Source organism: Nostoc sp., from assembly GCF_036919895.1.
Lineage (GTDB): Bacteria > Cyanobacteriota > Cyanobacteriia > Cyanobacteriales > Nostocaceae > Nostoc.
In genome coordinates this window covers 12,167-37,482 of record NZ_JBALBW010000111.1, presented here as the reverse complement: position 1 = coordinate 37,482, position 25,316 = coordinate 12,167, and the positions used below count along the sequence as shown (strand labels likewise).

Sequence of the window (25,316 nt, the reverse complement as noted above, 5' to 3'; positions counted from 1 at the left end):
TATTCACAATTTTTTGGTAATTACCCAACTCTCGCAATATTTCTTAAATACACCCAAGCCCATAATGGGCTTGGGTAAATTTTAGGTTTTTACAGCACAAGTAAGTGAAATTATCCCACTACCTTCTCAAGACCAACGACTTCAACCTGCTGCACTTCTGGCAATAAACGCTTCATGCTTTGCTTAACAAACCCCTGCAAAAAACCAATCTGCTGATTTTGCTGAAACACTTTTTGCAAAGTTTGCCGCAAGTTCTCCAAATTTAAACCAGTCCCAGAATCTATTGCTACTTCCTGCTGTTGGAAATATTCAATTAGACTTAACCCTGCGACTCTAGTCAGATAAGCTGCACTTACTCCCTGTACTACGCCACCAGCAACAAAGGTAATGGCATTACTTTTAAGAACAGTACTAATTGCCTTTGTAGAAAGCTCAACTAAACCCAGTTTCAGCATCAAACTTCCTATTGTTCCAGCTACAGTTTGCGCCTGTTCCAAGGAAAATTTCTGCTGATAGATATTACCCAAATCCATTACCATTTGAGCATTAATTGCCGCAGTCGCCAGAATATCAAGGGCTGGAACTGGGTTAGCAAAGGCAGCCGCCGCAGCTATCCATTGATATTGTTCAATAATTGGGGTAGCGCGATCGCGTCTAGTTCCATTCAGCCAGTTTTTCGCCTCAGCTTTCAACAATCCGGCTTTCCTCATGGTAGTTACCCAAACTAGCCGTTGTCCCTGCTGTGCCAAAACTTCACCCAACTGCTGCGTCAACTGCTGGATATCTGCTGCTGGTTGTTCCATCCACTCTTGCACAGTACCATCAGCTTCATGCTTTCGGACTTTAATAGCAATGGGAGAGGCGGCTGTTGCAACCACATTTCCCTGCATTCGCTGTTTCAATGACAGCAAGATGCTGGCGCTTTCATCGGCTAAATACTGATCTTGTTTGTTGAAAACCAAGATTGTCGGCTGATTTGCTGCTTTTAGCTGCTGTAAGGCTTGAAATTCTGAGTCTGTCAAATCACCGTTTGTCAGGAACAGGACAAAATCTGATTTTGCAACTTCTGCTAAAACAGCTGCATCTGAATTGCCCCCAGTTTCTCTAAACAAAGGTGCTGTCTCTTCTAAAGACACCCAGTTTTGTGTCTCTAGATTTTGCTTTAACACTTCAATTAAGGTGCTTTTACCTACGGATTTCCCGCCAGTCACAGCCACTTTAATTTTTTGTCTATCTAATTCAAAGAACAATTGGGCAACTTGTTCTCGCAGTGTCTCTAATGCTGGATGGTTTTCTGCTTCTTGTGCCAGTTGGTTAATTACAGTTTCAGTTTTAGCGATCGCACTTTCCACAGTCGCCCGATCTACAAGCATACTATTTAGCTGCTCTAAACTGTCTTTCGGGCGATTTTGCTGGAATAACCACAAACCACCGCCTACAGCTAAGGCACTCAACAAACCAAACTCACCCACCTGCACTATGGAATCGTGCCAACTGTCCAACATCCACAGAGAAAGGGACAGTCCCAATCCTCCCACTAAAATTGGTCGCTGCAACTTCACAACCATGATTCTCCGCGCCCTTTAGATGGCTATTTCTTCCAGAATAGATCAAAATAAAACAAAAACCCTTCAATCTTGACTGATTGTAGGGTTTTTGTTTTATCATTCATTTGGTGGCGGGAAGTGGATTTGAACCACTGACCTTCGGGTTATGAGCCCGACGAGCTACCAGGCTGCTCTATCCCGCGTTGCTCTCGACTTATTTATAATAACCTATAGTCAAGAGTTTGGCAACTACAAAAACGATAATTCTCCAATTACTTCTAAACGCGTGTATTTTCCCAAGGTGGCAAACTTTTCTGAGAGGCTTTCGGCGGCGCTAGGACTAATCCAACCCATTTGCTTGAGTAAGTGAATAGCAACAGCATGTTTTGCCCGTTTTGCCCCATCCATGACTTTGATTGCTAATCCCAAGCCTTCACCGAGTCTACCAATGCACTGAACTCCTTCAGCACCACCTTTACTGACTAGTTCCCCTGGGGTTAAGCGCATCAGTTCCGTATCAAATTCTCCATCTCCTGCTACCATTGCGGGGTGATGAGTCATAGCGCGGACGATGCGCTCCATATCCAGATTAGTACTAGAGGCTAGCAGGGCATATAAAGATGCCATGTGACCGAGTTGCATCACATAAGTGGGTGCGCCACAGTCATCATGAGCGTTGATAAATTCTGCGGCCGGCATTCGCAGCAATTCTGCTACTTTGCCTAAAATCAATTGCTGTATTGGGTGCTTGCGATCCAAGTAGTTATTTAAGGGCCAACGGCGTTGCTGACAAACAGCTAACATTCCCGCATGTTTTCCAGAGCAATTGTATTCCAGAGGACTGTGTTTACCTTCAGGAGTTGGACACTGGAGGATGGTGGGGTCAAGATCGGCCCGCCACAGGATGTTAAATACCTGTCGGACTTGATCTATGCTTCCTTTATGGGAACTTGTGATAATTGCTAAGTCGCGATCGCTAAGGTCATAGCGTTCCAGTGTACCTGTGGTGGTGACTGCAAGGGCCTGAAATGGTTTGAGGGCTGAACGGATAAATGCAGCAGTTTCAGAATTTCCGGCAACGGTTAGAACGCGTCCCCGATCGTCGCATACAACGGCTTGGACTATATGCCTGGATTCAATAATACCTTCCCGCAGTAACCGGACTTCCAGTGCTGTGGCTTGAGTTCGTTTTCCCATTGTCATGGGTTTATATTTATTACCTTTTTTAATTAATTAGCCATTGGCCATTAATCATTAGTCCTTAGCTAATGACTAATGACCAATGATTAATGACTCTTTAAAACAAATGCCAAACTATCGTACCAGTAACGTACATTCCCGCCAAGCTAGCGAAGGTAAATTGTAACCGCCGCAGAATGGGTTTGATTTCGTATGCAACAATTAAGCGATCGCGGTTAAGGATTTCCTGTGGTTTCGTCCAAGTTTGGCCGTCGTACCAGCCGGACTCTTCATAAAATACTGTAGGACTAGAAAGGCGATCGCACACGTAGAACCATCCTAAGTACAATCTTACTAGTGCCAGTACCACCCCGACACTGGCGGCGGCCGCACCACAAAGGATAAAATGTGCAATATACTTGTGGGGAGGAAAACTTGCTGCGGCCACAGGTGCTGCGATTAGCCAAGATAAACCCCAAATCCAAGCTATTTTCGTGATATAATCGCGCAAATCTAAAGTACTATCACGAAATAGCCAGGAAGTTTTTAACTCTTCGTACTCATTGAGCGGTTGTTGGTCTATGGGAACTGGGCAATTTGAAACCGAAGACCTAATCATGTTGGCTTACCTTCACCCTCATCAGATTCTGGAAGGGAAATACGTTCTGCATGAATCCAGAACGCTTCTAAATTATAAAACTCCCGTTCTTTGGGCATCATGATGTGAACGATCACATCACCGTAGTCTTGTAATACCCAACTACCTTCGACTTTTCCTTCTGTCCTTATGGGACGACGTTGCAACTCAGTTTCGACTTTTCCTTCAATTGCTTGAGCGATCGCTCTTACTTGTACTTTAGAATAGCCAGTCATCATCACAAAGTAATCGGCTAAGTAAGATACCTCTGCTACTTTGAGCAATAAAATCTCACCCGCCTTGCGGTCTGATGCAGCTTCTGCGATCGTTGCAGCTAGTTTTCCGCTCTCCTCTTCGGTATGGGCGTGGCTCTTTACCACACTCTTCGTCAGTGGGACAGATTGTAATTGGAAATTTCCTTGGAAATAATCAGTCATTAAACCTCAGGTGCTTTTTTCCTTTTGAAACAATTGTTTACAAATCACAAACAATTGATCTGACAAATGTGCCAATAGGTTTTTTTGAATACTAACAAAAAAACAGGTGTTTATGGGGACTAGTTTAATAATTGCTATCCACTAAAAACTACAATACAACACAGCAGATTTATGCCTGGTCGACCAAAAGTATCACTGGTATAAATGATTTATTAGTACCACTGGATACCAACTAATTCGTGTTGCCTAGTTAAAAAACTGGTGTTCTCACAGATTGAATGAAGTGAAGCTGTGGAATTTTGGGTTCAAAACGCACCTAAAAACTAGTACCGCAAGGCGGAATTCAAAATTAAAAATGACGCTTGATGACTGGCTAACAAAATTTAAAATCAATACAGCGTAAGCGTTTCGTTGAGTTGGAATTGTCTGTTTATTTCCGCCGTATTGTACTAGCTTGTCTATTGCTCAATATCTTTGGGTTAAGCCTTTTTTCTTTCCCTCTGCTTCAACAGATGCATTTCCTTAACCCAAGCGTATTAGTCTATTTAAGTTAACCACCCTCAAAATCTACTGCTAGAGAGTGAGGGTATAATTGTGACTTTCGGAGTCGATGCACCCTCATGGGCTTTCTGCTCTAGATACTGTAACTCTTGTAGACTGAATTGCTCCATGCTCTGCTCTCAATGAGTAAAACAACGACTCATACTGATTTAAAGCTTGCTCAAAGGCATAGTTTTCAACGGCATATTGGCGACTTTTATAACCCAGAGTTTTGACTTTTTCGGGGTTTTGGTACAAATCTAAAATTGCCATTGCTAAAGCTTGGGGATCTTCTGGAGGAACGATCGCTCCGCCGCCACTTTGCTTGATTGCTCTTGCTGCTGTACCATTATCAGGTACAGAAGCAACTAATGCCGCTCCACTAGCAAGTAGTACTTGAATTTTTGACGGCATATTGAAAGATACAACATTTTTCTTCTGCACTACCAAGCCAACATCAGCAGCTGCCAACATTTCTGGCAAAGATTTGCGGGGTTGAAATGGTAGTAACAAAACATTATCTGCGCCGCAGTCTAGACATTCTTGTTGCAATCGCTGTAAACCTTTTGCCTCTCCAACGATGACAAAAACAATATCTGGGATATGGCGTAACACAGAAGCAGCTTTGATAACGCTTTCTAAGCCTTGGGTTAGGGCAATGTTACCAGAATAAAGAACTACAAATTTGCCATTTAGATTATGTGCTTCGCGGAAAGGGTTATTTTCTTTAGGCAAAGGGCGGATAAAATTTACATCAACCCAGTTGGGAATTTGCACAATTTTGTTAGCTTCTACGCCTTTAGATCGCAAATTCTCCACAAACCCATCGGCGATGACACTAATTTTACTAGCAGTGTGGTAAGCAAATTTTTCCAACACTGTAAATAACTTTATAAGCAATTTATTTTTCAGTAGACCGACATGAATGGCTGCTTCTGGTAATATATCTTGTAGATTTAAGATCACAGGACAAGCACGTAACCATCCTAAAAGAGCAACTGGTACACAGCTTGGCAAAGATGGCGATGTTGAGAGAATCACATCTGGATGCCAACCTAAGAGGGCTGGTAGAAAACTAGTAACAACAAAACTAGCGTCTAGTAACACCCGATCTAATAGGTTGGGTTGGGGACGAATCCAAACATAACTGCGTTGAATTTGAACGCCATTTTTATATTCGTTGACATACCACTTGCCCCGATATTCTTGGTAAATTTGACGTTCAGGATAGTTCGGCATAGCGGTGACTACGCGTACTTCATGCCCACGCTTCACTAGTCCCTCTGCTAGTTCAGTCATCAGTGGGGCAATACCAATTGGCTCTGGATAGTAGTTATAGGAGTAAATTAAAATCCGCATAAAAGTTAGTCTGAAGTACCCCGGTTTTTGTTGAATGACAAATATTTATCTTCAACATTGTTTTAGAGCTTAGAAACTCCTATATTTAATTGTGACTTCAGACTTTGTATCTGTCAGGGATTTTCCTTAAAGATTGAGTAAACTTTCACATTAGGTACTTAGAGAAAGTGTGAACTTTTTTGACTATTTAAGCAGTCTTAAAATTGTTCTTTTTTGATTGGTACGTAAGTAAAAACCCTAAATTTTCCGATATTAATTAAGACTGTTTCATAATATTAGTTATTGAATGAGCGATCACCCTTGTATTTTTTCCTTTTTTGCTGGTTCAGGATTCCTAGATTTAGGTTTCGAAACTAGCGGTTTTAATGTTGTTTATGTCAATGAAATTTTTTCACCATTCATGGCAGCATACCGTTATTCACGGCAGATTGAGAATCTGCCGTTGCCAGAATACGGGTATCATCACGGAGAAGCAGGAGATATAACCCAATTTCTTGAAGGTTTACAAACACAACACCTCCGCGAGTTAGTACAAGACTGCCGTAAATCTAATAATATTGTGGGTTTCATTGGCGGGCCTCCCTGTCCTGATTTTTCGATTGGCGGCAAAAATAGAGGACGTTTAGGAGATAATGGCAAGCTTTCCGCTTCTTATGTTGAATTAATTTGTCGCAATCTTCCAGATTTCTTTTTATTTGAGAACGTTAAGGGGTTGTGGAGAACGACAAAACACCGTTTATTTTTTGAGTCGCTCAAGCAAGAATTACTCGAAGCTGGCTATATATTAACAGAACGCTTAATCAATGCTATCGAGTATGGTGTACCCCAGGATAGAGAAAGAATTATTCTCATTGGTTTTCGCAATAGTTTTATTAAGGATATAGGAATAAAACTTGGTAGTGAAAAGTTTCTACCTGAAGAAGCTTTTCCTTGGAAAAATCATATTTTATATCCTCAAGCAAAGGTTTTTGCTTATCCTTGGCGTAAGTCCGAACCATTCCAAGAAAATTCCATAATGTCTTGTCCTGATGGCATCCCTCAAGAATTAACAGTTGAATACTGGTTTAGAAAAAATAATGTGCTGAAGCATCCCAATGCTAAAAACTGTTTTCAACCAAGGGCAGGCATAACAAGATTTGCTGCTATTAATGAAGGAGATGATTCTAAAAAGTCTTTTAAGCGACTTCACCGATGGCGTTACTCTCCAACAGCTTGCTATGGAAATAATGAAGTACATTTGCATCCCTATAAAATCCGGCGGATTTCTGTAGCGGAAGCTTTAGCTATCCAATCTTTGCCTGAAAGTTTTGTACTTCCAGAGAATATGTCGCTCACGAATATGTTTAAGACTATTGGTAATGGCGTACCATATTTGGCATCAAAAGCGCTAGCTAAAACTATTATTGACTTCTTAGGAACTGGTGTAAAAAATGCTGTTAATATTTCTAACCTTACTATGCCTAATGTTAACTTAAACACTTATACTAATTCCGCAACATCTACAAAGCCGATATCTAAAATAAGTTAGCACTTTATTTTCAGAATAAACTCGTAATAAATATGGTTTAATATTATATATAAGAAATGTTTTAATTTTTTATAAAGTTTAATAATCAATCACTGGCAGAAGACACGATGGCAGCAGACTATCCAGATATTGATATTGCGCCATTTATCGATCACTCCCTGTTAACGCCAACAGCTACTCCAGAGCAGGTTGAGCAGTGGTGTGAAGAAGCATACAGATTCAATTTTGCGGCGGTTTGCTTATACCCCGCTTATGTCAAGCAAGCAGTCGAACTCCTTCATGGTAAAAACCCGAAAGTGTGTACGGTAATTGGCTTTCCTTCTGGTGCGACGACTTCAGCAGTGAAACTGTATGAGGCTCAAGAAGCAGCGGATAGTGGGGCTACGGAGTTGGATGTGGTAATGAATTTGGGCTGGTTGAAAGCTGGTAAAACTGAAGAAGTCCACCGAGAGATTGCTGAAATTTGCGAAGAGACTGGGCAAACTGTCAAGGTAATTTTGGAAACCAACCTGTTGACAGATGCAGAGAAAAAAATAGCTGCTGAAATAGCTATGGAGGCGGGGGCAGCTTTCTTAAAAACTAGTACAGGTTGGAATGGTGGTGCAACAGTGGCAGATGTGCGATTTTTGCAGGAATTGGCAAAAGAAAGGGTGGGAATTAAAGCTGCGGGTGGTATCCGCACGATCGATCAAGCTCTAGACTTAATCGTAGCGGGTGCTACTAGATTAGGCACATCTCGCGGTATTGATTTGATCCGCCAGCGCGATAATCTGGGAAAAGGTGAATAGTCATTTGTTTCTCCTCCCACGCTGTCGGTACTTTATGTCATTTGTCCAAAGTCCAAAACCTAATGACCAATGACCAATGACTAATGACTAATAACTAATGAGTAGAACCTACAAAGCAACCGGAATTAATCTTAAAACTCAGGTGCTGGGAGAATCAGATAAGATAGTGACGATTTTGACACCAGAATTCGGTCTGATTCGAGCAGTAGCTCCAGGGGCACGTAAACACAACTCCAGCTTGGGCGGCAGGAGTGGTATGTTTGTTGTGAATGAACTATTGATCGCGAAAGGGCGATCGCTTGATAAAATTACTCAAGCACAGACGTTAAAAACTTATCCTGGTTTAGCTAAAGATTTGGGAAAATTGGCTGCTAGCCAATATTTAGCAGAAATAGTCCTCTCTCAAGCTTTGAGCGAACAACCCCAAGAAGAACTTTATGAGTTGTTCAATGAACATCTCCATCGCTTAGAAGCCTTGTCTAGTGCAAATGCATCTGGTGTTTTAGCTCATCTGGCTCATGGGGTGTTTCACCTTTTAGCCTTAGCAGGAGTAACGCCGCAAGTGCAAGTATGCTGCTTATCTGGACGCTCCCTCAAGCCAGATTTTGCAGACCCCAATTGGCAGGTAGGATTTAGCATACCTGCGGGAGGAACGATTTGCTTAGAAACTAGGGAACGTTTACGAAAAGAGGGAGAGAGAGGTAGAGGGGGTACTGAGTTCCCCATGCCCCATGCCCAAACAGTTGTTGTACATCGGCAAGAAATGCCTGTGATTTCTTGCCGTCTGGGTTCTATGGAACTGGCTTTGCTTCAACATCTGTCACAACCAGAGATAATACAAATTGATGGTGCTAGAGACCATAACTGGTTATCTGTTGAGCAGATTTTGCGCCAGTATACTCAATATCAATTAGGTCGCCCTATTCGCTCTGCTACCTTGATCGACTCTTATTTTGCTGCCAACCATGATGCAACCATCTGATTTGGATAAAAAAATCCTGCCTTTGTCACCAAGCCTCGCCAAAAAACAGAATAGGGGATCAGATCCTACAGTCAGGAATCACTTGAGTGCCGTTTTAAAGTGTACACCTAGTCAAATCAATAGCCAAGAAATATCCCCAAAAGACGTTTCTAAAAACGATCGCAATGGGACAGCCCAGATCCCAAAAACTGATGTTTCAAATGAATCAGAAATACAATCTGAGGACAAGTTAACCTCTGCCCAAGCAAATGGAAATGGACAAAGTTTGCCAGTAGCCACTACCTCAGAAAAAGAACCATCAAACTTAGATAGTTCAGGTTCAGGTGGAGAAGCTATTGCAGGGAATGTAAAACAGCAAGGGTTTTTGCCTGTATTAAAAAACCCCAATTTTCTGGCTCTTTGGGGCGGTCAAGTTTTCTCGCAACTAGCAGATAAAGTCTATTTGGTGCTGATGATTGCTTTGATTAATACTCAGTTTCACGCTAGCAATCAGAGTATTAGTGGTTGGGTGTCAGTCTTGATGATGGCTTTTACGATTCCAGCCGTACTATTTGGTTCCGTTGCTGGCGTGTTTGTCGATCGCTGGTCAAAAAAGGCTGTGCTAGTAGCAACGAATATTTGGCGCGGTATCCTGGTTTTGTCAATTCCCTTTCTGTTGTGGTTGACTCATGACTGGAAACCCATAGGAATGTTGCCAGTGGGTTTTTTGATCATCCTGGGCGTGACTTTTTTGGTTTCGACACTGACGCAGTTTTTTGCACCAGCAGAACAAGCAGCAATCCCCTTAATTGTAGAAGAACAGGATTTACTCTCGGCAAATTCGCTTTATACGACAACGATGATGGCATCGGTGATTGTTGGGTTTGCTGTTGGGGAACCGTTGTTAGCGATCGCAGATCGACTTTGGTCGCAAATTGGTGGTAGCGGTAGTTTGGGCAAAGAACTTTTAGTAGGTGGTAGTTATGCGATCGCTGGACTAATTTTATTCCTCCTGGCAACTAAGGAAAAACACCACCACCCCGATACAGAATTTCCTCACGTATTATCTGATTTGCGAGATGGTTTTGCCTACCTCAAAGCAAATCATCGCGTCCGTAATGCTTTGCTTCAGCTAATTATCTTGTTTTCTGTCTTTGCAGCATTAACTGTTCTAGCTGTTCGGATGGCAGAAATAATTCCCAACATGAAAGCCTCTCAGTTCGGCTTTTTACTAGCAGCCGGTGGTGTTGGCATTGCTGCTGGGGCAACAATTCTCGGTCAATTTGGTCAACGTTTTTCTTATACCCAACTAAGTCTGTGCGGTTGTATGGGTATGACAGCATCCTTGATTGGTCTATCAATATTTACAACTCAACTGTGGTTAGTCCTTTTACTGATAGCACTATTAGGTATCTTTGGGGCACTAGTGGGAATTCCCATGCAAACTGCAATTCAAACAGAAACACCTCCAGAAATGCGTGGTAAAGTCTTTGGTTTACAAAACAATGTAATTAATATTGCCCTCTCCTTACCTTTGGCATTAGCAGGGGTAGCAGAAACCTTTGTAGGATTACAGGTAGTTTTTTTGGGGTTAGCTGCGATCGTCTTTTCAGGAGGTATCTTAACCTGGTATAACTCACAGAAATAGTTATCAGCTAAGAGGAGTTATTATTCATTACCTTGAAGTAATTACTAATTTCCTTAAAGCTTTTCTATTCATGGTAAACTGTGGTCAGTGAAAATTTATCATATACTTGTGGGATATGAATCTGACATTAGTCAGAATAAGTTGTTTAAGTATAATAAATTAACAACTTATAAGTAAAATAAATAAAGCCATCAATCTTCTGGTTTAATAAGCTTAATAAGGCTTTTTAAACTAAAATATGGTGGAAATTTTTAATAAATAAAAAACCAGCAAGTATAGCTAGATAAAAGAAAAATCACAAAGGACACACAAGTAATAGATTAAACCCGCTTTTCTTACAGCTAAATAAAGAATGCGTATAGCCTGGATTGGAAAAAAATCACCCTTTTGCGGCAATGTAACCTACAGTCGAGAAATTACAAATGCTTTGCTAGATAGGGGACATCAAGTTAGCTTTCTTCACTTCGCCCAGGAAGAGTCTGAACCTGACAATTGGCCAAATCTTCGAGAGGTTTCCTTACCTTTCATTTACAAGTCCCAGGTTTATACAATTCCCACTTTTAAAGCGACCAAACTTTTAACCGATTCGCTCCGGGAAATTAAGCCAGATGTAGTACACGCTTCCTTGACGTTATCTCCTCTAGACTTTTTTCTACCGGAAATCTGTGAGGAACTGAGATTGCCTCTAGTTGCCACTTTTCACACACCCTTTGCTGGCAAGGGGGCAAAGCTGATATCGGGCACACAACTTTTGGCTTATCAGCTTTACGCACCTTTTTTAGTTAACTACGATCGCGTGATTGTATTTTCCCAAATTCAGCGAGAATTATTGGCAGGCATGGGCGTAAGGGAAGAAAATATTGCCGTAATTCCTAACGGTGTTGATACTGTTAAGTATTCTCCAGGATTTTCTCAAATCAAAGCGGAATTTAAAGCCGAACGCTTGTTTGTCTACCAAGGTCGCATAGCGCCAGAGAAAAATGTTGAAGCCCTTCTCCGGGCTTGGAAGCAGTCTGCAATGGGGCCGGGTACTAAGTTGCTAATTGTTGGCGACGGCCCTTTAAAGTCTTCTTTAGAACCGTTCTATGGTTCAGAATACGGCATTATCTGGTTGGGATTTGTTGCTGATGAAGATCGCCGCATTGAGATTTTGCGCGGTGCAGATGTATTTGTTTTGCCTTCACTGGTAGAGGGTTTGTCCCTATCTTTGTTAGAAGGAATGTCGTGTGGGTTGGCTTGTTTAGCAACAGATGTGGGTGCAGATGGAGAAGTATTGGAAAAGGGCGCAGGTGTAGTTATTAGTACTAAAACAGCGCGATCGCAGTTAAAAACCCTTTTGCCTGTGTTGCAAGATCATCCAGAGTTAACAACTTTACTGGGGCAAAAAGCCAGACAGCGTGTATTAGACCGCTATACCCTCAGTAAAAATATTACTCTGTTGGAAGAACTTTATAAAGAAGTGTTAGCACAGCGACCTCTACCACTAAGTCGGAGAGCTTAGGGAAAGAGAAGAAGTGCGGCACTGTAAATTATCAGATGACAATGAGTGCGATCGGGCAAAATACAGATACCTAACTAAGAATTATCTTACCAGTTTTACCAGACTATCTAAAGTTAACAAAATGAAGTATCACGCAAGTCAGATAAAGGTGAGAAATATCCCTGACTTAGAGCAGCTAGAACATGGAAAGTGCTGCCGAACATACGTCTATTGCTTCACAAATCCGTTGCCCAAACAAAACGTTATTGACAAAATTGCAAATAGTTTGGAGAAGAGATTCACCTTTTCAAAGGAAGTATATGAGATTCCTGAAGATGTTGAAATTTGTGCATCTATTTTCATAGAGCGTTTACAAGATAACGAAGCCAGAGTTCGTGTTTTGACAAATCAACCAGAAGAAGTTTGCGTTTACATCTTTGGGACATCCACTCTGCCACGCAAAATTGAGGAAAGTTTTGGAACTGTACAGTCGATTCAGGGGGAACAGCGAGAGACTTGGATTACTGACAGACAGTAGGGTATTATCTATCAGTCAATTAATCTTTGAATTTTCTACTAAAGACCATCCTAAACTGGTTGGCTGTTCATAAACCCGCTTTAAAGTATTTACATCTCTGGCAGAAATAGGCGACGGGTTACGAACTTGGGAAAAGTATAAAGCATCAGTTTGTAGCGGACTATGACCCCAAATTCCCAGTGCATGACCAAATTCGTGACGGGTGGCTGCAATGAGATACTCACCTGTTTGACTGGGACTTAACAAAATTGTGAAGCGATGGGATAAAATTTTGTTGCTGGTGTATAACTCGTAAGTCGTTTGTGCCGATCGCGCACGAGGTATATTGCTACCAGACGAAATTTGTAGGGGTGGCGCTTTTCGTGCGATCGTAATATCAGCAATTTCTGGCTGTTCGACTATTGTTAAAGGTAAATAAGTACTCCACTCCTCTACACCTTGCAAGACACTTTTAACCCATACTTGAGCTTGTTTTTCGCTGATGGCTTTTGGTAGTTCTACATAAACTCGAATAGGAAATTGTGACCAGACTAAATAACCAACTTGGGTTGTTGTGACTTGGGAAAAGTAGTCACCACTGTTAGTACTATCTTGCCACTGTGCAAGTGTGGGCGGTAAGGGATGGGGTTTTGGTGGAGATGAGGGGAGAGAAATTATTAAGTCTGAATATACAGATGTTGGTGTTTTTGTCAATCCGCCACTCGATTGGAGATTAGCAAAAATGATTAACAGCCCTGTGCTAAGAAAAAAGGCAAGGGCTGTAATTAACCGCCGTGAAATTAAATTTATTAGGGTGTTAACTATTTGGTGTTGGGTTTTTTTCCCCATTGACCTATCCTTATTTAGGTAGCCAACCAGCACTTAAAACTACTGTTAGACCGAGAAAAATTACTGTCAATGCCCAAGTAATTCGGTTTAAGGTGTTTTCTGCACTTTTGGTACTGCTAAATAGCTGGGCTTGTCCACCAATGGCTCCAATACCATCACCTTTGGGGCTATGTAGTAAAACTAAGATAATCAAACCAGTGGCGGAAAACGCCCAAATGCCTTGCACGATATTAGTAGCTGTCATGGTAGGAATCTCATTTATAAAAATTTTTCAAAAAACACGATTCAGAATTCAGAAGTTAGGAGTTTACTAAAACTCCTAACTCAGGATTCAGAAGTCTTTTACAGCCCTACTTGCACAGGGGTGCGAGTGCGTTGCAGTTCATAATCTGCTGTTTTCAGCAGCGATCGCCCGGTCATTTCTGGTGGCTGAGGCAGCTGTAAAATCTCTAGAATTGTGGGGGCGATGTCGGATAGCTTGCCATCGGTTCGCAGTTCGACATTTGTACCATATCCAGGGATTTTGACTTTCTCGCCTTCTACCAATATAAAGGGGACTGGGTTAGTGGTGTGGGCTGTCCAGGGATTACCCCCATCATCTAGCATATACTCAGCGTTGCCGTGATCGGCAGTAATTATTGTTGTACCACCGGCTTTGATAACGCTCCCTAATAAGCGTCCCAAACAGCGATCGACTGTTTCAATTGCTGTAATGGTAGCGTCGATTTGACCAGTATGCCCTACCATATCTGGGTTAGCATAGTTAATCACAACTAGAGAATACGTACCCTTTTGAATCGCAGCGATCGCTACATCTGTAACTGCTGCTGCTGACATCGCTGGGGCATGATCGTAAGTCGCTACCATCGGGCTGCTTACCAGTTCCCGATCTTCTCCGGCAAAAGGTTCCTCCAGACCACCATTAAAGAAATAGGTGACATGGGCATATTTTTCTGTTTCGGCGGTGCGGAACTGATTCAGACTGTGATTGGCTATGACTTCTCCCAGAATGTTACTGAGATTCTGAGGTTCAAAGGCTACAGCCACTGGTAAGTCTGAATCATACTGCGTAAACGTGACAAAAGACAGTGGTGTGATTTGCTGTCTTTCAAAACCGTTAAATGTGGGACTGACCAAAGCTTGAGTCAGTTGTCTGGAGCGATCGGGGCGGAAGTTGAAAAATATCACCCCATCCCCTGGTTCTATTGCGCCTGGTGCAATTCGGATTGGGTTGACAAATTCATCTTTTACCCCTTCGGCATAAGAGGCTTGCAAGATTTCTACAGCCGTGCGATTATCACCTGTACCATCTTGGGTCATCACGTCGTAGGCGCGTTTGACTCGATCCCACCGATGATCGCGATCCATCGCGTAGTAGCGACCGCTAAGGGTGACTATGCGTCCAATTCCGGCGCGGTCTATATAATCTTGCAGCAGTGCGATCGCTCTTACACCGTCACTTGGGGCGGTGTCACGGCCATCGGTAATGGCGTGGATACAAACTTCTGGAATTTGCTGGTTTTTGGCTAAGTCAAGTAGTCCAAATAGATGGGTGATATGCGAATGTACCCCTCCCTCAGAACAAAGCCCGACTAAATGCAGCTTGCTATTCCGAGAACGAACTTCCTGGCAAATTTTGACAAGTGCTGGGTTTAAGGCAATAGAACCGTCTTCAACCGCATCGGAGATGCGTACAAGTTCTTGCGGTACCACTCGCCCAGCACCAATGTTCAAATGACCAACTTCCGAGTTGCCCATTTGACCCTCTGGCAACCCTACGGCTTTTCCTGATGTGCGGATGAGGGTATGCGGGTAAGCTGCCCATAAACTGTCCATAATGGGAGTTTTAGAAGCAACAATAGCGTTTCCTCGCTTTTCCTCGCAGTAGCCCCATCCGTCTAAAATGACTAGCACCACAGGAGCAACAGGTGCTTTGGTCATAGTAAAATTGCCCTTTACTTTTTGTAATACCCGAATGATACCATTGCTAATCCACGCCGCAAGTGAATTTTTGCTTATTAATTTCTTTTATGAAAGACTTACAGTTTTTTTAAATATTTTTTAAACTTTAGCGATTTTTCTGTAATTTTGTTGAGCGCTAATAATAAGTGATTACTTAGTAGTAGCATTTTAGCACTACTACTAAGTCCGTATTCAATCTCTTATTTCTTTTTGGTAGAAGCTTTTGCAGCTTTTTTAGTAGCTTTTTCGGCAGCGATCGCAGCTAGCTTTGCCTGTTCTTTTTCCTCGGCAATTTTCTGGAGATAGTAATGATAATCTCCTAAGTAAACGCGGAATTCACCGTCTCGAATTTCAACGATTTTATTTGCTACTTGAGAAATAAAGTAGCGATCGTGGGAAACTACAATTGCCGTACCGTCATAGTTTTTGAGCGCTTCTTCCAGCATTTCTTTAGCTGGAATATCTAGATGGTTTGTCGGCTCATCTAAAATTAGTAAGTTCGCGGGACGTAAGAGCATTTTTGCCAATGCCAAACGAGCTTTTTCTCCTCCACTTAATGCCCCAACTGCCTTAAATACAGTATCACCAGTGAATAAGAAGCGTCCCAAAAGCGTGCGGACTTCTTGATTATCCCAGTCTGGAACTTCATCATGAATAGTTTCCATGACAGTTTTCTTCAAGTCCAAAGCTTCAGCTTGATTTTGCTCAAAGTAACCGGGAATAACGTTGTGATCCCCTAATTGAACGCTACCTTCTGTGGGTGGTTCCATCCCCATAATTACGCGCAGAAGGGTAGATTTTCCAGCACCATTAGGGCCAAGAAAAGCAATGCGATCGCCTCTTTCAATTAGCAGATTTGCTGCCAAAAACAAGATTTTATCACCATAAAGATGAGTTAAATCTTTAATGTCCACTACTTCGCGTCCACTGCGGGGTGCGGGGGGAAAACGGAAGTGTAGAGTTCTCATACCACCAACGGGTGCTTCAATGCGCTCGATTTTGTCGAGTTGCTTTTCCCGGCTTTTTGCCTGGGTACTGCGGGTAGCACTGGCGCGAAATCTATCAACAAAGGTTTGCTGTTTCTCTAATTCTTTCTGTTGACGTTCGTAAGCACTCAGTTGTGCTGATTGACTTTCGGCTTTTTGTTCCAAATATGCCGTGTAGTTACCAAGGTAAGTACTGGAAACGCCACGTTCAGTTTCCACAATTTGGGTGCAGAGGCGGTCAAGGAACTCACGGTCATGGGAGACTATTACCATAGGCGTAACCAGCCCTCTAAGGTAATTTTCCAACCACTCAATGGTTTCTAAATCTAGGTGGTTAGTCGGTTCATCCAGCAGCAATAAGTCGGGTTTTTGCAACAGAATTTTACCTAAACTCATCCGCATCTGCCAACCACCACTGAAGGCACTGACAAGGCGATCGCCATCTTCTAGCCCAAACCCCATCTCTGGTAAAATTTTACCGATGCGTGCGTCTAAGTTGTAGCCATCCAAGGCTTCAAATTTGCGCTGAAAGCGATCCAACTTATCGATTAGTCGATCTAGTTCATCTGGGTTAGCCGTTTCCATCTCTTGCGGAATGTGCGCCAGAGACAACTGTACTTCGTTGGCTTCTTTGAAGACAGTCCAAAATTCTTCTCTAACGGTGCGAGTGGGGTCTACTTCAAACTCTTGGTTAAGATAGGCTATATGTAAGCTATTAGGGCGAATGATTTCGCCGGCGGTGGGTTCCATTTCCCCGGAGATGATTTTGAGTTGGGTGGATTTTCCAGCACCGTTGACACCGACTAAGCCAATGCGATCGCCTGGTTTAACTTCCCAGTTGATATCTTTGAGAACTTCGCCTGTGGGATAAATTTTACTTATATGTTCTAGTCGCAGCATTAAGTTTCTCTCAGGTAGGGAGTGGGTGGTTGAGGACGAAGTACTAACACCGCCTCTAATATTAACAAAAATTAACTATAAATTCGTCGTGATCAAGTTTGGAAGCCGCAAACCAAATTTGGCTTGAGCCACGGATAAAATTTACCACATCTATCTTAAGGTTGACTTTGTGCTACTTGTCTGACTTCTTCGACACTGAAATCAAATGCCTCTGCCACTTGTTCCACTGTCACCCCAAATTTCAACAAGGTGGGTATTAATTTTAATTTGGCTATACGCTCCCCTATTTGGATGCCATCATGATAGAGTTTCGCGTTTTGAACTTGGTTTATAGTTAAACCTAATCCCTCCGCAACTTGCTCAATAGTTAACGCTAAATCTAATAGACGAGGTACTGATTGCCGTAAACCTTCTAAACGCCCTTCTTCAAATGCTTCTTGATAAACTTTTGTATCTTTGAAACTCATAGTTCCTATGTTGTAGTCCACCAATTCCTCTACTCCTTGATCAGAAGAATCCTACTGTGCGGCTTGTCTGACTTGTTCGACACTCAAATCTAGCGCCTGTGCTACTTGTTCTACAGTCAACCCGGCTGCCAACATTGCTGGTACTGCTCTGAGTTTACCTTGTTCAATGCCTTGAACCTTACCTTGTTCAATGCCTTCAACCTTACCTTGTTCAATGCCTTCCTGAAAGGCTTCCTGATAAAATCTGGTTTGCTTTAACTCGCTTAAGCCAAACATTTGCTCCATCTCCTCCCTAGTCATTGTGGGAAACTTGTAAGCCAAAATAGTCTCTATAAATTGTAATAATTGTTGCTGTTTTGATGGTGAATTTATCTCAGACTTGGTTCTGTCTATCAACTCCCTTGCTTGTGCGATCGCTATATCATCAGTTGCAATTACTAATTTAGCAGTTGCAATACCAATTGGAAGCGATGCACCTTCACCTAATTCATCCAAATAAATGCGCCTCACGCGCCCACTTGTGAAAAACTCACGGTAATGTTTGATATCGCCTGTATCTACATTTCTATTTGGGTATAAAACCACAGCACTCCAGTCATTTAACGGTTGATTCTGACGGAGGTATAAACATATTTCTGCAATTAGCCGTGAATAAATTTCTCCATCAGCCTGAAATTGCACTTCAACAAAATAAATCTGATTCTCACTTCCTTCTGTAGGCAGAAATACACCATCGATTCTGAAGGCTGTTTGTTTGATTTCAACTGATGAAAATTGATAAAGGCTAGCTTCTTCTGGAGAATTACCAATAAGCTCAAAGAAGATATCAGGGAATTCTTGAAACAGGCGATAAAAGATGATGTCTGTTTTCACAACTTTATATCAATTGAAGATTTTGATTTGCTGTTCATGTGTTGCTTTGTTCTTCAGAACCATCTCGCACTTTCAGCAATTGCTCTTTTGCCATCCCTAATATACGTGAAAGGGGCGCTAATAAACTATCATCAAATGCTTCTCCAGCATAAATATTATTCAGTTCGGTAGGAGATAATTTAAAGGTGTCGCAGAATTTTGCAAACTCCTGATTACTCAAGTCAAGCTCTTTTTGCCTATCTTGAAGTAAAACTGCGATCGCTCTAGTTCCATGCTTCGGACGTTCGCTATTTTTTACATATTTTTCCATTAAATAATATACTTTTCTGGTATCGCCACCCACTTTTTTAATTAAATCAGTACAAGCCATTTTTAATGCTTTCTTTAAAACTTCTTCTTCGTTTAAAAATTTAATAACTTCACTGGCATATTCTGGTTTAAAAAAACCTACCAAATCACCTTTATGATAAATCGGTATATAATGTTCATCTGATTCAAAATGCCAATCTAACGGTTCGTTGCGTAGAGACATAGCTGCACCCTTCAATATTTATCAGATTTCACCATTTTAAAACCACTTACTCATTACCCGCCAGTGGTTATATTTTCTGGCTATTTCGCGGTGTCCAGATCCCCGACTTCTTTGAGAAGTCGGGGATCTAACTTTTTACTAATGATTTAGGAATGCTATATTTCAGACTGGTGTCCAAGGCCCAATAACAGATTCTCCCTGTTTTTCTTTCTCAGCTAACTCTAAATTCAATTCTAAAAGTTTCTCTAAAATGTCGTCATTAGGACTAAAGCCATAGGCTTGCATCACTAATTTATCTAACTGTTCATGCAGTTTATAAAGCTGGCTGGTTGGCTCATCAAAAAATTTATTGTACAGCGTGGTGATTCCCCACTGTTTAGACTCCATTTGTTGTGTGCGATATTGATGGAGCTCTTCAGCTTTTGAGCGAATTTGATTAGCTAATTTAGGATCAGATTTTTGAGGAAAGGGGAAGGTTTCAAAGCAGGTTGTGGGCGTATAGGCTGTAGTTTCACCTAAAGTTGATTTTTGAGCATTCATCCAAGTACGATGCGCTATCGATAAGACAATACCAAAAACATAAAAATTGTCGTTAGTCAGAACAACTGACTTATCACCTGCTAACCAATTAATAGGTGCAGGAATAAAAATAGCCCATTTTGATACTCTGGGTACTGTAAAATAGCAATTTAAAGCAGTAATTGCTGTTCTCATTGCTTTATTAGTACGCTTAAATCTCCACCATTTTTGTTGTAGGATTAGTTCACGGTTATTTAAACGCTCTGGCTTGACAAAAGTTTCAATATGTCTAAAAGGTAATATGTAATTACTGGCTTCTTCAATAGACATATCCATAAAATCGATAATCCAACGTTTTGGAATACCATGAGGATTTTTCGCCAGATTAGCACCCATTGAAAACAGCTTGAGAACTTCTTTATTTTTTGCATCAGATGCAACCCAAGCTTTTACCTGTTCCTCTGTAACTATAAATCCATTACCATTGGGTTCTACTCCACGAATACAGCACCCAGTGTTTACTTTTATTCGATTTGCTATCGTCAGATCAACAGTTGATTTAAGTGAGGAATTTATAGCTTTAATTAAATAATTATCTAAATATAATTTATAAGACTTCTCTTTACTCCAGTTAATAATACTAACATGAACACTTGCTTCACCCGACCAAGGTTGACTAGAGATAGCATCATAAATATATCCATTATTTTTAACAACATAGTCTACAGAAGCTTCTCTATTTTTACCTTGACAAATTGAATTAGTAGCAACTAATCCGGCTCTGCCTTTATCGCCAAGTTGTGAGTGAGCTAATCTAAACCAATAGCAAGCAATATCTATTTGCTGATTTTTAACATCTGTGAATTTATTAAAAACTTTTTCAGTGTAATTATCACCTAATTCTTTTCTTATTCTATGTCCACCTAAAAACGGTGGATTACCAATAATTGCATCAGCTTTCTGCCATTCACTAAACAGTGCATCCTGACAAACAATATTATTATCTAAACTATCCAAAGGTAAAGCGGGTTCAGTCAACTTTAAATTATCAATCGCAATCTTTCGCGCAATCATCAACGTCACTCGTGCCAATTCCACAGCAAAAGGATTTGTATCCATGCCATAAAATTGCTGTGGCGTGACAAAACCCATTTGAATTTGCTTATCTTCAGATTTACGACGCTGTGCAATTGCTTCTAATAGCAACATTTCAATTCGCTTAAGTTCCTGATAAGCCATATACAGAAAATTACCCGAACCACAAGCGGGATCAAGTACACGATAGCTTTGGAGTTCCAATTGCAATGTAGAAAGTTCAGCAATTGTGCTTGCTGCTTCAATTCTTTCTTCCCAATAGCGGCTAATGGTTGGACGGACAATTTTCATAATGTCTGCTTCTGAGGTAAAATGAATTCCCCGTGTATGACGCTCTTTTTTATCCACCGTACCTTCAAACAAATTCCCAAAAATTGCTGGACGTACCTTACTCCAATTTTCTTTCGCCGATACATCTAAAAAATTCAATTCTTCCCTTGTCAACTCAATCGCATGAATCTGCGAAAATAACCCGCCGTTGAAATAATCCACGTCTTTATAACGTCCGGCTGGCGTAATTCCCGGCAAATTCATCTCCCGAAATAAACCACCCAAAATATCATAGGAACTCGCCCCACTCATGCAATCCTGAACACAGGAAACAAACATATCACGTGGTAAAAGTTGCCTATCCTCTGCAAACATTGCCAGCACACATTGCAGGATGAAACGCTGCGCGGTCAACTTTTCAATCCCGCGTTTTTCCAGTTCTAGCAACAACTCTCCCATGCGACGCGCTGCACGTTCAGTTACTTCTAGCTGGTTGTTGCGAAAAACAGGAGTTTTGTCTCCAAACTCCATAAATGCAAAGGCTCCTGCCCTTTCTGGCAGTTGCTCCAAGGATATTACATCTACTGGTGTATCTAATTGGATATCAAAGTCAAAGATCCAAAACTCGTCAAAATTGCACAACAACACATAACGGGGACGATCTGGTACTAACCGCGTCCAATAATCAAATGCTTGGGAATAATGCTTACTCAAGTTTTCCCCGCGCTTTTTCATCTCAATCAATACACGGGGTTTCCACACCAAATCAGCAAAACCAGTTTTACCCTTTTTGCTACCTTTTTTAATTGCCTCTTCGTAACTGGCTCCCGCTTCTAGCGCTCCCTCATGCCCAAAAGCCCGGAAGAATCGATCTAAAAAGGTTTGCGCTTCCTTTTTTTCCTGTCCCTTGATGTGCTGCTGACAAAAACTAACAAACTTATCTAGACTTTCAGGTGTCGCTGATACCATTTTCGATTGAGAATTGCCATAAGTACTTTTAACAATTCCCATGTTATGAATTAATCAAGAAAAATGGTAGGAATTATCCTTCCCAGTCTTGACGAGTATCGCACAGAAAATTGTCTGCGATCGCAGCATCAAATAAATATGGGCAATGCTCTGGAAAAGTTCGTAATGGTAAGTTAGTTTCTCGTAGCGCCAAATCCACTCCCGCTTCAAAGCCATCTAACAAAGCTTCTTCTATTCGAGATTTTAAGCTAGGGTTCTGTCGCAAATGTCTGTTGATGGCGCGACGCTGTTCTCGAATTGTTAAAAACCAACTGCGACAGCGTTGTTCGGGTTGATACTCCCATTTCAATAGATGACCGAGTAATACACTCAGACGACTCACGAGTTCCCGATACTCCTGTCTCCCCAAAGCTTGAATTTCCTCTTGCAGGTTTTGCCAGTCTAGTTCCATAACTAGCCTCTGCTCTAACGCTTTAGCCTGCTGCTGTGTCCAGCCATAGAAGTCTTGTTCATACAAAAAAGGTTTGTCCATATTGAATTTTGACAGCAAGCGTCACTACGAATTACGAATTACGAATTATTTAACTTGCTTTTGCCTCATCCCCAGAAGCTTCAGCCACAGCCGCCAATCTATCTGCCGCAGCTTGGACAATCTGAGCCACTTGCGCCAAAGGCATGTGCTGGATTTGTCTCAGAATCAGACTCAAATCTGAAGTTTCTGGAATTGCCTTACCATCAATGCAGCTGATTAACTCTTCCATTGTGTAGCCTGCTTTCGATGCGATTTGAGCCAAATTTTCTGTATCTGGAACCTTCACACCTTTTTCCCACATCTGAACAGCAGTAGCAGATACTCCCAAAAGCTTACCAAAGGCTCGCTGACTCATTGAACCGCGAGCTAGTTTAATGATTTCAATCAGTTTTTGTTTGCTTTCGATCTTCACTGCTTATATAGCTAGCCAACTTTATTTACAAGTTTACTTTCAATATTACAAGTTTACTTTTATATTGACAGCCTTCTGTTTTAGTACTAAAATATATCTCTGGTTGTAAATCGGCAACTATAGGCATCAAGCTAGTAGACTAACCCATCAATCTTTAATCAACCCAAAAAACTCAGTTTGCTACGGCGCTTGTGCTAGTAGCTAGACTTTGCTGCGAAGAAATAATATCGAAGGTGCATCATGTTTCGCAAGCCACGTAAAATTAATCAATATCGCCGCAAAGGTAAAAACCTTATAGCCACTAATAAAATTAAACCAGAAAAGTGGAACATTTCTGCTTCAGAAACCAAAGAAGCTTTAAAAGTTAAAGGCTACGATGTTAAGCAAATCAAAAAAATCCACCTTCTGAAACATCAAGTGTGTATTTCCTACTGGGATGCAAAAGGCAATATATGCAGCAGCTTTTTTAGCTACCGGATTTTTGCACGTTGGCAAGAAGAAGTGGAAAAGCTAATTTATACCTGTGAAACACTGAAGGAATGGGCAAAGTTAAATTACGTTATAAAGTACGAATTTGCCTATTACCATTATCCCAGTGAAATAGAAAATACACTCCACGCAATATTAGAAAACCACCTGTATCTGTTAAAAGCAACAGTGCAACAAGTGGTTTTACAGAATATTTAACCGCAAAAATTAGTTAGCGGCAGCAGTCGCTAACTCCGCGAGACGTTCTTGCTGGTCTAGAGATATACAAGATTGGATCAGCGTCTCTAAATCACCATCCAAAACAGGGTTAAGGGAATAATTCTGACCTAACCGATGATCGGTAGCCCGGTTATCTTTATAATTATAGGTGCGAATTTTTTCCGATCGCGATCCAGTACCAACCTGCGATCGCCGCATGGAAGTTACAACTTCTTGTTGTTCGCGTAACTTGATCTCATACAACTTCGCCCGCAGAATTTGCATCGCCCGTTCTTTATTTTGCAACTGGCTGCGTTCTTCTGTACAGAAAATCCGAATCCCTGTCGGTTTGTGCATCAAATCGGCGGCTGTTTCCACCTTGTTGACGTTTTGCCCACCAGCACCACCAGAACGGGCTGTAGTCATTTCAATATCTTTCGGGTCAATGTGAATTTCCACATCATCCACCTCTGGCATAATTGCCACCGTAGCTGTAGAAGTATGAACCCGTCCCCCAGATTCAGTTGCCGGCACGCGCTGCACACGATGCACTCCAGCTTCAAACTTTAACTGGCTGTAAACGTCATTACCTTTAATTTCAAGAATGACCTCTTTCCAGCCACCCATTTCTCCACGAGATTCGCTCACTAGAGAAACTTTCCAACCTTGAGTCTGGGCATAGCGGGTGTACATCTGCATCAAATCGCCAGCCCAAATACTTGCTTCATCGCCACCAGTACCAGCGCGAATTTCCAACATGATATTCTTTTCATCATTGGGGTCGCGTGGTAGCAGTAAGACTTTCAAGCGAGACTCTAAATTTTCTATTTTTTCTTCAAGTTCCTTTACTTCCAGTGATGCCATTTCTTGCAACTCTGGGTCACTTGCAGATTCTTTGTAAACCTGACGCGCTCCGATTAAGTCTTCTTGGGCTATTTTCCAAATCTCATAAGTATTAACCACCTCTTCCAAAGAAGAACGAGACTTAGCAATTTCTTGATACTCATCAGGATTGCTAGCGGTATCGGGGTCGCCAAGACGACGTGTTAATTCATTAAAGGTTTGTTCAACGGATTTTAGTTTGTCCAGTAAGTATGATTCAGCCATGACAAGTGCGTTCACGAAGTGTGTGCGGAGCGCATTCGCTCCTTAAAAAAATAACAAATTGGCTCGAGCATATAAATGAAAATCGACCCAGCTGATGCAGGGCCGTCGTTAACAGCGGAGCCAACTCGCTACTTTTTGTCTTGTTCGTCGCCAGATGTTTGAGTGCTGCTCATGCCGTACTTGCGGAGGAAGCGCTCTACTCTACCCTCAGTGTCAATAATCTTCTGAGTGCCGGTGTAAAAGGGGTGATTTCCAGACCAAACATCTACGTGCAATTCTGGCTTAGTAGAGCCAATGGTCATAACAACTTGACCGTTGCAGTAAACTTTAGCATCTGGATACCACTTGGGGTGAATATCAGCTTTAGCCATTGTTTTTTGTGATGAATCTATATCAATTATAACTTTCAGGTTTCAATTGCAGCTAGGGATTAGGGACTGGGGACTAGGGATTGGGGACTGGGAAAGATGTAAATAAACAACGGACTTTTCCCAATACTCAAATTCTCAATACTTAATCTCCAATACCCAGTACC

24 protein-coding genes and 1 tRNA gene are annotated in these 25,316 nt (G+C 41.6%); 7 read left to right on the top strand and 18 right to left on the bottom strand.

The window, feature by feature from the left end; translation table 11 throughout:
* Nucleotides 1-110 precede the first annotated feature (110 nt).
* From V7K55_RS22200 to V7K55_RS22175, 6 genes are all read right to left on the bottom strand, one after another.
* Nucleotides 111-1,568: a YcjF family protein gene (locus V7K55_RS22200; RefSeq protein ID WP_334834809.1), complete on the bottom strand. Its 1,458-nt coding sequence runs from the start codon at nt 1,566-1,568 to the stop codon at nt 111-113.
* 105 nt (nt 1,569-1,673) lie between these two features.
* Nucleotides 1,674-1,750: transfer RNA gene (locus V7K55_RS22195), tRNA-Met, on the bottom strand.
* A 46-nt stretch (nt 1,751-1,796) separates the two neighbouring features.
* Nucleotides 1,797-2,750: an asparaginase gene (locus V7K55_RS22190; protein ID WP_334834808.1), complete on the bottom strand. Its 954-nt coding sequence runs from the start codon at nt 2,748-2,750 to the stop codon at nt 1,797-1,799.
* Nucleotides 2,751-2,844: 94 nt separating this feature from the next.
* Nucleotides 2,845-3,345 (bottom strand): CGLD27 family protein, encoded by a 501-nt coding sequence (locus tag V7K55_RS22185; RefSeq protein WP_334834807.1) that lies wholly within the window; start codon nt 3,343-3,345, stop codon nt 2,845-2,847.
* Nucleotides 3,342-3,800, bottom strand: a complete 459-nt coding sequence (gene rsfS, locus V7K55_RS22180) for a ribosome silencing factor (protein WP_334834806.1) — start codon at nt 3,798-3,800, stop codon at nt 3,342-3,344. Before rsfS ends, V7K55_RS22185 begins: the two co-directional genes overlap by 4 nt.
* A gap of 618 nt (nt 3,801-4,418) precedes the next feature.
* Complete coding sequence (locus V7K55_RS22175; protein ID WP_334834805.1) at nt 4,419-5,699, bottom strand: glycosyltransferase family 4 protein; 1,281 nt, start codon at nt 5,697-5,699, stop codon at nt 4,419-4,421.
* 286 nt (nt 5,700-5,985) lie between these two features.
* Here V7K55_RS22175 and V7K55_RS22170 point away from each other — a divergent pair, with 286 nt between their 5' ends.
* From V7K55_RS22170 to V7K55_RS22145, 6 genes are all read left to right on the top strand, one after another.
* Nucleotides 5,986-7,227, top strand: coding sequence for a DNA cytosine methyltransferase (locus tag V7K55_RS22170; protein WP_334834804.1), 1,242 nt, complete (start codon nt 5,986-5,988; stop codon nt 7,225-7,227).
* 107 nt (nt 7,228-7,334) lie between these two features.
* Nucleotides 7,335-8,015 carry a deoxyribose-phosphate aldolase gene (deoC, locus tag V7K55_RS22165; protein WP_334834803.1) on the top strand — a complete coding sequence of 227 codons (681 nt, stop codon included), beginning with the start codon at nt 7,335-7,337 and terminating at the stop codon, nt 8,013-8,015.
* Nucleotides 8,016-8,112: 97 nt separating this feature from the next.
* On the top strand, nt 8,113-8,997 hold the full coding sequence (gene recO, locus V7K55_RS22160; RefSeq protein WP_334834802.1) for a DNA repair protein RecO: 885 nt from the start codon (nt 8,113-8,115) through the stop codon (nt 8,995-8,997).
* Nucleotides 8,984-10,624: an MFS transporter gene (locus V7K55_RS22155; protein ID WP_334834876.1), complete on the top strand. Its 1,641-nt coding sequence runs from the start codon at nt 8,984-8,986 to the stop codon at nt 10,622-10,624. The genes recO and V7K55_RS22155 overlap by 14 nt, the downstream gene beginning before the upstream one ends.
* A 352-nt stretch (nt 10,625-10,976) precedes the next feature.
* Nucleotides 10,977-12,125, top strand: a complete 1,149-nt coding sequence (locus tag V7K55_RS22150; RefSeq protein ID WP_334834801.1) for a glycosyltransferase family 4 protein — start codon at nt 10,977-10,979, stop codon at nt 12,123-12,125.
* Nucleotides 12,126-12,246: 121 nt separating this feature from the next.
* Nucleotides 12,247-12,642: a hypothetical protein gene (locus tag V7K55_RS22145; protein WP_334834800.1), complete on the top strand. Its 396-nt coding sequence runs from the start codon at nt 12,247-12,249 to the stop codon at nt 12,640-12,642.
* Between the two features lie 15 nt (nt 12,643-12,657).
* On the opposite strand, the gene V7K55_RS22140 is transcribed toward V7K55_RS22145, so the two are convergent.
* The 10 genes from V7K55_RS22140 to V7K55_RS22095 all read right to left on the bottom strand — a co-directional run bounded on the left by V7K55_RS22140 (nt 12,658) and on the right by V7K55_RS22095 (nt 22,987).
* On the bottom strand, nt 12,658-13,470 hold the full coding sequence (locus V7K55_RS22140; protein WP_334834799.1) for a peptidase: 813 nt from the start codon (nt 13,468-13,470) through the stop codon (nt 12,658-12,660).
* A gap of 10 nt (nt 13,471-13,480) precedes the next feature.
* Entirely contained in the window at nt 13,481-13,714 is a 234-nt protein-coding gene (gene secG / locus V7K55_RS22135) for a preprotein translocase subunit SecG (RefSeq protein WP_012410686.1), read from the bottom strand.
* Nucleotides 13,715-13,812: 98 nt separating this feature from the next.
* A complete protein-coding gene (gene gpmI / locus V7K55_RS22130) occupies nt 13,813-15,411 on the bottom strand; it encodes a 2,3-bisphosphoglycerate-independent phosphoglycerate mutase (protein WP_334834798.1) in 1,599 nt (532 codons plus the stop codon).
* A 221-nt stretch (nt 15,412-15,632) separates the two neighbouring features.
* Nucleotides 15,633-17,318: an ABC-F family ATP-binding cassette domain-containing protein gene (locus V7K55_RS22125; protein WP_334834797.1), complete on the bottom strand. Its 1,686-nt coding sequence runs from the start codon at nt 17,316-17,318 to the stop codon at nt 15,633-15,635.
* Nucleotides 17,319-17,473: 155 nt separating this feature from the next.
* A complete protein-coding gene (locus V7K55_RS22120) occupies nt 17,474-17,785 on the bottom strand; it encodes a hypothetical protein (RefSeq protein WP_194198629.1) in 312 nt (103 codons plus the stop codon).
* Between the two features lie 51 nt (nt 17,786-17,836).
* Nucleotides 17,837-18,658 (bottom strand): Rpn family recombination-promoting nuclease/putative transposase, encoded by an 822-nt coding sequence (locus V7K55_RS22115; protein ID WP_334834794.1) that lies wholly within the window; start codon nt 18,656-18,658, stop codon nt 17,837-17,839.
* Between the two features lie 34 nt (nt 18,659-18,692).
* Nucleotides 18,693-19,190, bottom strand: coding sequence for a hypothetical protein (locus V7K55_RS22110; RefSeq protein ID WP_334834793.1), 498 nt, complete (start codon nt 19,188-19,190; stop codon nt 18,693-18,695).
* 162 nt (nt 19,191-19,352) lie between these two features.
* Nucleotides 19,353-22,043 carry a DNA methyltransferase gene (locus V7K55_RS22105; protein ID WP_442949107.1) on the bottom strand — a complete coding sequence of 897 codons (2,691 nt, stop codon included), beginning with the start codon at nt 22,041-22,043 and terminating at the stop codon, nt 19,353-19,355.
* A 73-nt stretch (nt 22,044-22,116) separates the two neighbouring features.
* Nucleotides 22,117-22,575 (bottom strand): DUF29 domain-containing protein, encoded by a 459-nt coding sequence (locus V7K55_RS22100; protein ID WP_334834790.1) that lies wholly within the window; start codon nt 22,573-22,575, stop codon nt 22,117-22,119.
* A 49-nt stretch (nt 22,576-22,624) separates the two neighbouring features.
* Nucleotides 22,625-22,987 (bottom strand): helix-turn-helix domain-containing protein, encoded by a 363-nt coding sequence (locus V7K55_RS22095; protein ID WP_334834789.1) that lies wholly within the window; start codon nt 22,985-22,987, stop codon nt 22,625-22,627.
* Between the two features lie 240 nt (nt 22,988-23,227).
* On the opposite strand from V7K55_RS22095, the gene V7K55_RS22090 reads away from it, so the two are divergent.
* Nucleotides 23,228-23,674: a hypothetical protein gene (locus V7K55_RS22090; RefSeq protein WP_334834788.1), complete on the top strand. Its 447-nt coding sequence runs from the start codon at nt 23,228-23,230 to the stop codon at nt 23,672-23,674.
* Between the two features lie 9 nt (nt 23,675-23,683).
* On the opposite strand, the gene prfA is transcribed toward V7K55_RS22090, so the two are convergent.
* Together prfA and rpmE are read right to left on the bottom strand one after the other, a co-directional pair.
* Nucleotides 23,684-24,781 (bottom strand): peptide chain release factor 1, encoded by a 1,098-nt coding sequence (gene prfA, locus V7K55_RS22085; protein WP_334834787.1) that lies wholly within the window; start codon nt 24,779-24,781, stop codon nt 23,684-23,686.
* A 128-nt stretch (nt 24,782-24,909) separates the two neighbouring features.
* The gene (gene rpmE / locus V7K55_RS22080; protein WP_069070756.1) at nt 24,910-25,152 is read right to left on the bottom strand and encodes a 50S ribosomal protein L31; all 243 of its coding nucleotides are present in this window, start codon (nt 25,150-25,152) and stop codon (nt 24,910-24,912) included.
* Between the last annotated feature and the right edge of the window lie 164 nt (nt 25,153-25,316).

What these genes read in the sequence shown, in the direction of transcription:
- gpmI (WP_334834798.1), bottom strand. Translation starts at nt 15,411, where the DNA reads ATGACCAAAGCACCTGTTGCTCCTGTGGTGCTAGTCATTTTAGACGGA.
- V7K55_RS22090 (WP_334834788.1), top strand. Translation starts at nt 23,228, where the DNA reads ATGTTTCGCAAGCCACGTAAAATTAATCAATATCGCCGCAAAGGTAAA.
- V7K55_RS22175 (WP_334834805.1), bottom strand. Translation starts at nt 5,699, where the DNA reads ATGCGGATTTTAATTTACTCCTATAACTACTATCCAGAGCCAATTGGT.
- V7K55_RS22120 (WP_194198629.1), bottom strand. Translation starts at nt 17,785, where the DNA reads ATGAGTTTCAAAGATACAAAAGTTTATCAAGAAGCATTTGAAGAAGGG.
- V7K55_RS22200 (WP_334834809.1), bottom strand. Translation starts at nt 1,568, where the DNA reads ATGGTTGTGAAGTTGCAGCGACCAATTTTAGTGGGAGGATTGGGACTG.
- prfA (WP_334834787.1), bottom strand. Translation starts at nt 24,781, where the DNA reads ATGGCTGAATCATACTTACTGGACAAACTAAAATCCGTTGAACAAACC.
- V7K55_RS22145 (WP_334834800.1), top strand. Translation starts at nt 12,247, where the DNA reads ATGAAGTATCACGCAAGTCAGATAAAGGTGAGAAATATCCCTGACTTA.
- V7K55_RS22110 (WP_334834793.1), bottom strand. Translation starts at nt 19,190, where the DNA reads ATGTCTCTACGCAACGAACCGTTAGATTGGCATTTTGAATCAGATGAA.
- V7K55_RS22155 (WP_334834876.1), top strand. Translation starts at nt 8,984, where the DNA reads ATGCAACCATCTGATTTGGATAAAAAAATCCTGCCTTTGTCACCAAGC.
- rpmE (WP_069070756.1), bottom strand. Translation starts at nt 25,152, where the DNA reads ATGGCTAAAGCTGATATTCACCCCAAGTGGTATCCAGATGCTAAAGTT.
- V7K55_RS22125 (WP_334834797.1), bottom strand. Translation starts at nt 17,318, where the DNA reads ATGCTGCGACTAGAACATATAAGTAAAATTTATCCCACAGGCGAAGTT.
- V7K55_RS22170 (WP_334834804.1), top strand. Translation starts at nt 5,986, where the DNA reads ATGAGCGATCACCCTTGTATTTTTTCCTTTTTTGCTGGTTCAGGATTC.
- V7K55_RS22140 (WP_334834799.1), bottom strand. Translation starts at nt 13,470, where the DNA reads ATGGGGAAAAAAACCCAACACCAAATAGTTAACACCCTAATAAATTTA.
- deoC (WP_334834803.1), top strand. Translation starts at nt 7,335, where the DNA reads ATGGCAGCAGACTATCCAGATATTGATATTGCGCCATTTATCGATCAC.
- rsfS (WP_334834806.1), bottom strand. Translation starts at nt 3,800, where the DNA reads ATGACTGATTATTTCCAAGGAAATTTCCAATTACAATCTGTCCCACTG.
- V7K55_RS22150 (WP_334834801.1), top strand. Translation starts at nt 10,977, where the DNA reads ATGCGTATAGCCTGGATTGGAAAAAAATCACCCTTTTGCGGCAATGTA.
- V7K55_RS22100 (WP_334834790.1), bottom strand. Translation starts at nt 22,575, where the DNA reads ATGGACAAACCTTTTTTGTATGAACAAGACTTCTATGGCTGGACACAG.
- recO (WP_334834802.1), top strand. Translation starts at nt 8,113, where the DNA reads ATGAGTAGAACCTACAAAGCAACCGGAATTAATCTTAAAACTCAGGTG.
- V7K55_RS22105 (WP_442949107.1), bottom strand. Translation starts at nt 22,043, where the DNA reads ATGGTATCAGCGACACCTGAAAGTCTAGATAAGTTTGTTAGTTTTTGT.
- V7K55_RS22190 (WP_334834808.1), bottom strand. Translation starts at nt 2,750, where the DNA reads ATGACAATGGGAAAACGAACTCAAGCCACAGCACTGGAAGTCCGGTTA.
- secG (WP_012410686.1), bottom strand. Translation starts at nt 13,714, where the DNA reads ATGACAGCTACTAATATCGTGCAAGGCATTTGGGCGTTTTCCGCCACT.
- V7K55_RS22185 (WP_334834807.1), bottom strand. Translation starts at nt 3,345, where the DNA reads ATGATTAGGTCTTCGGTTTCAAATTGCCCAGTTCCCATAGACCAACAA.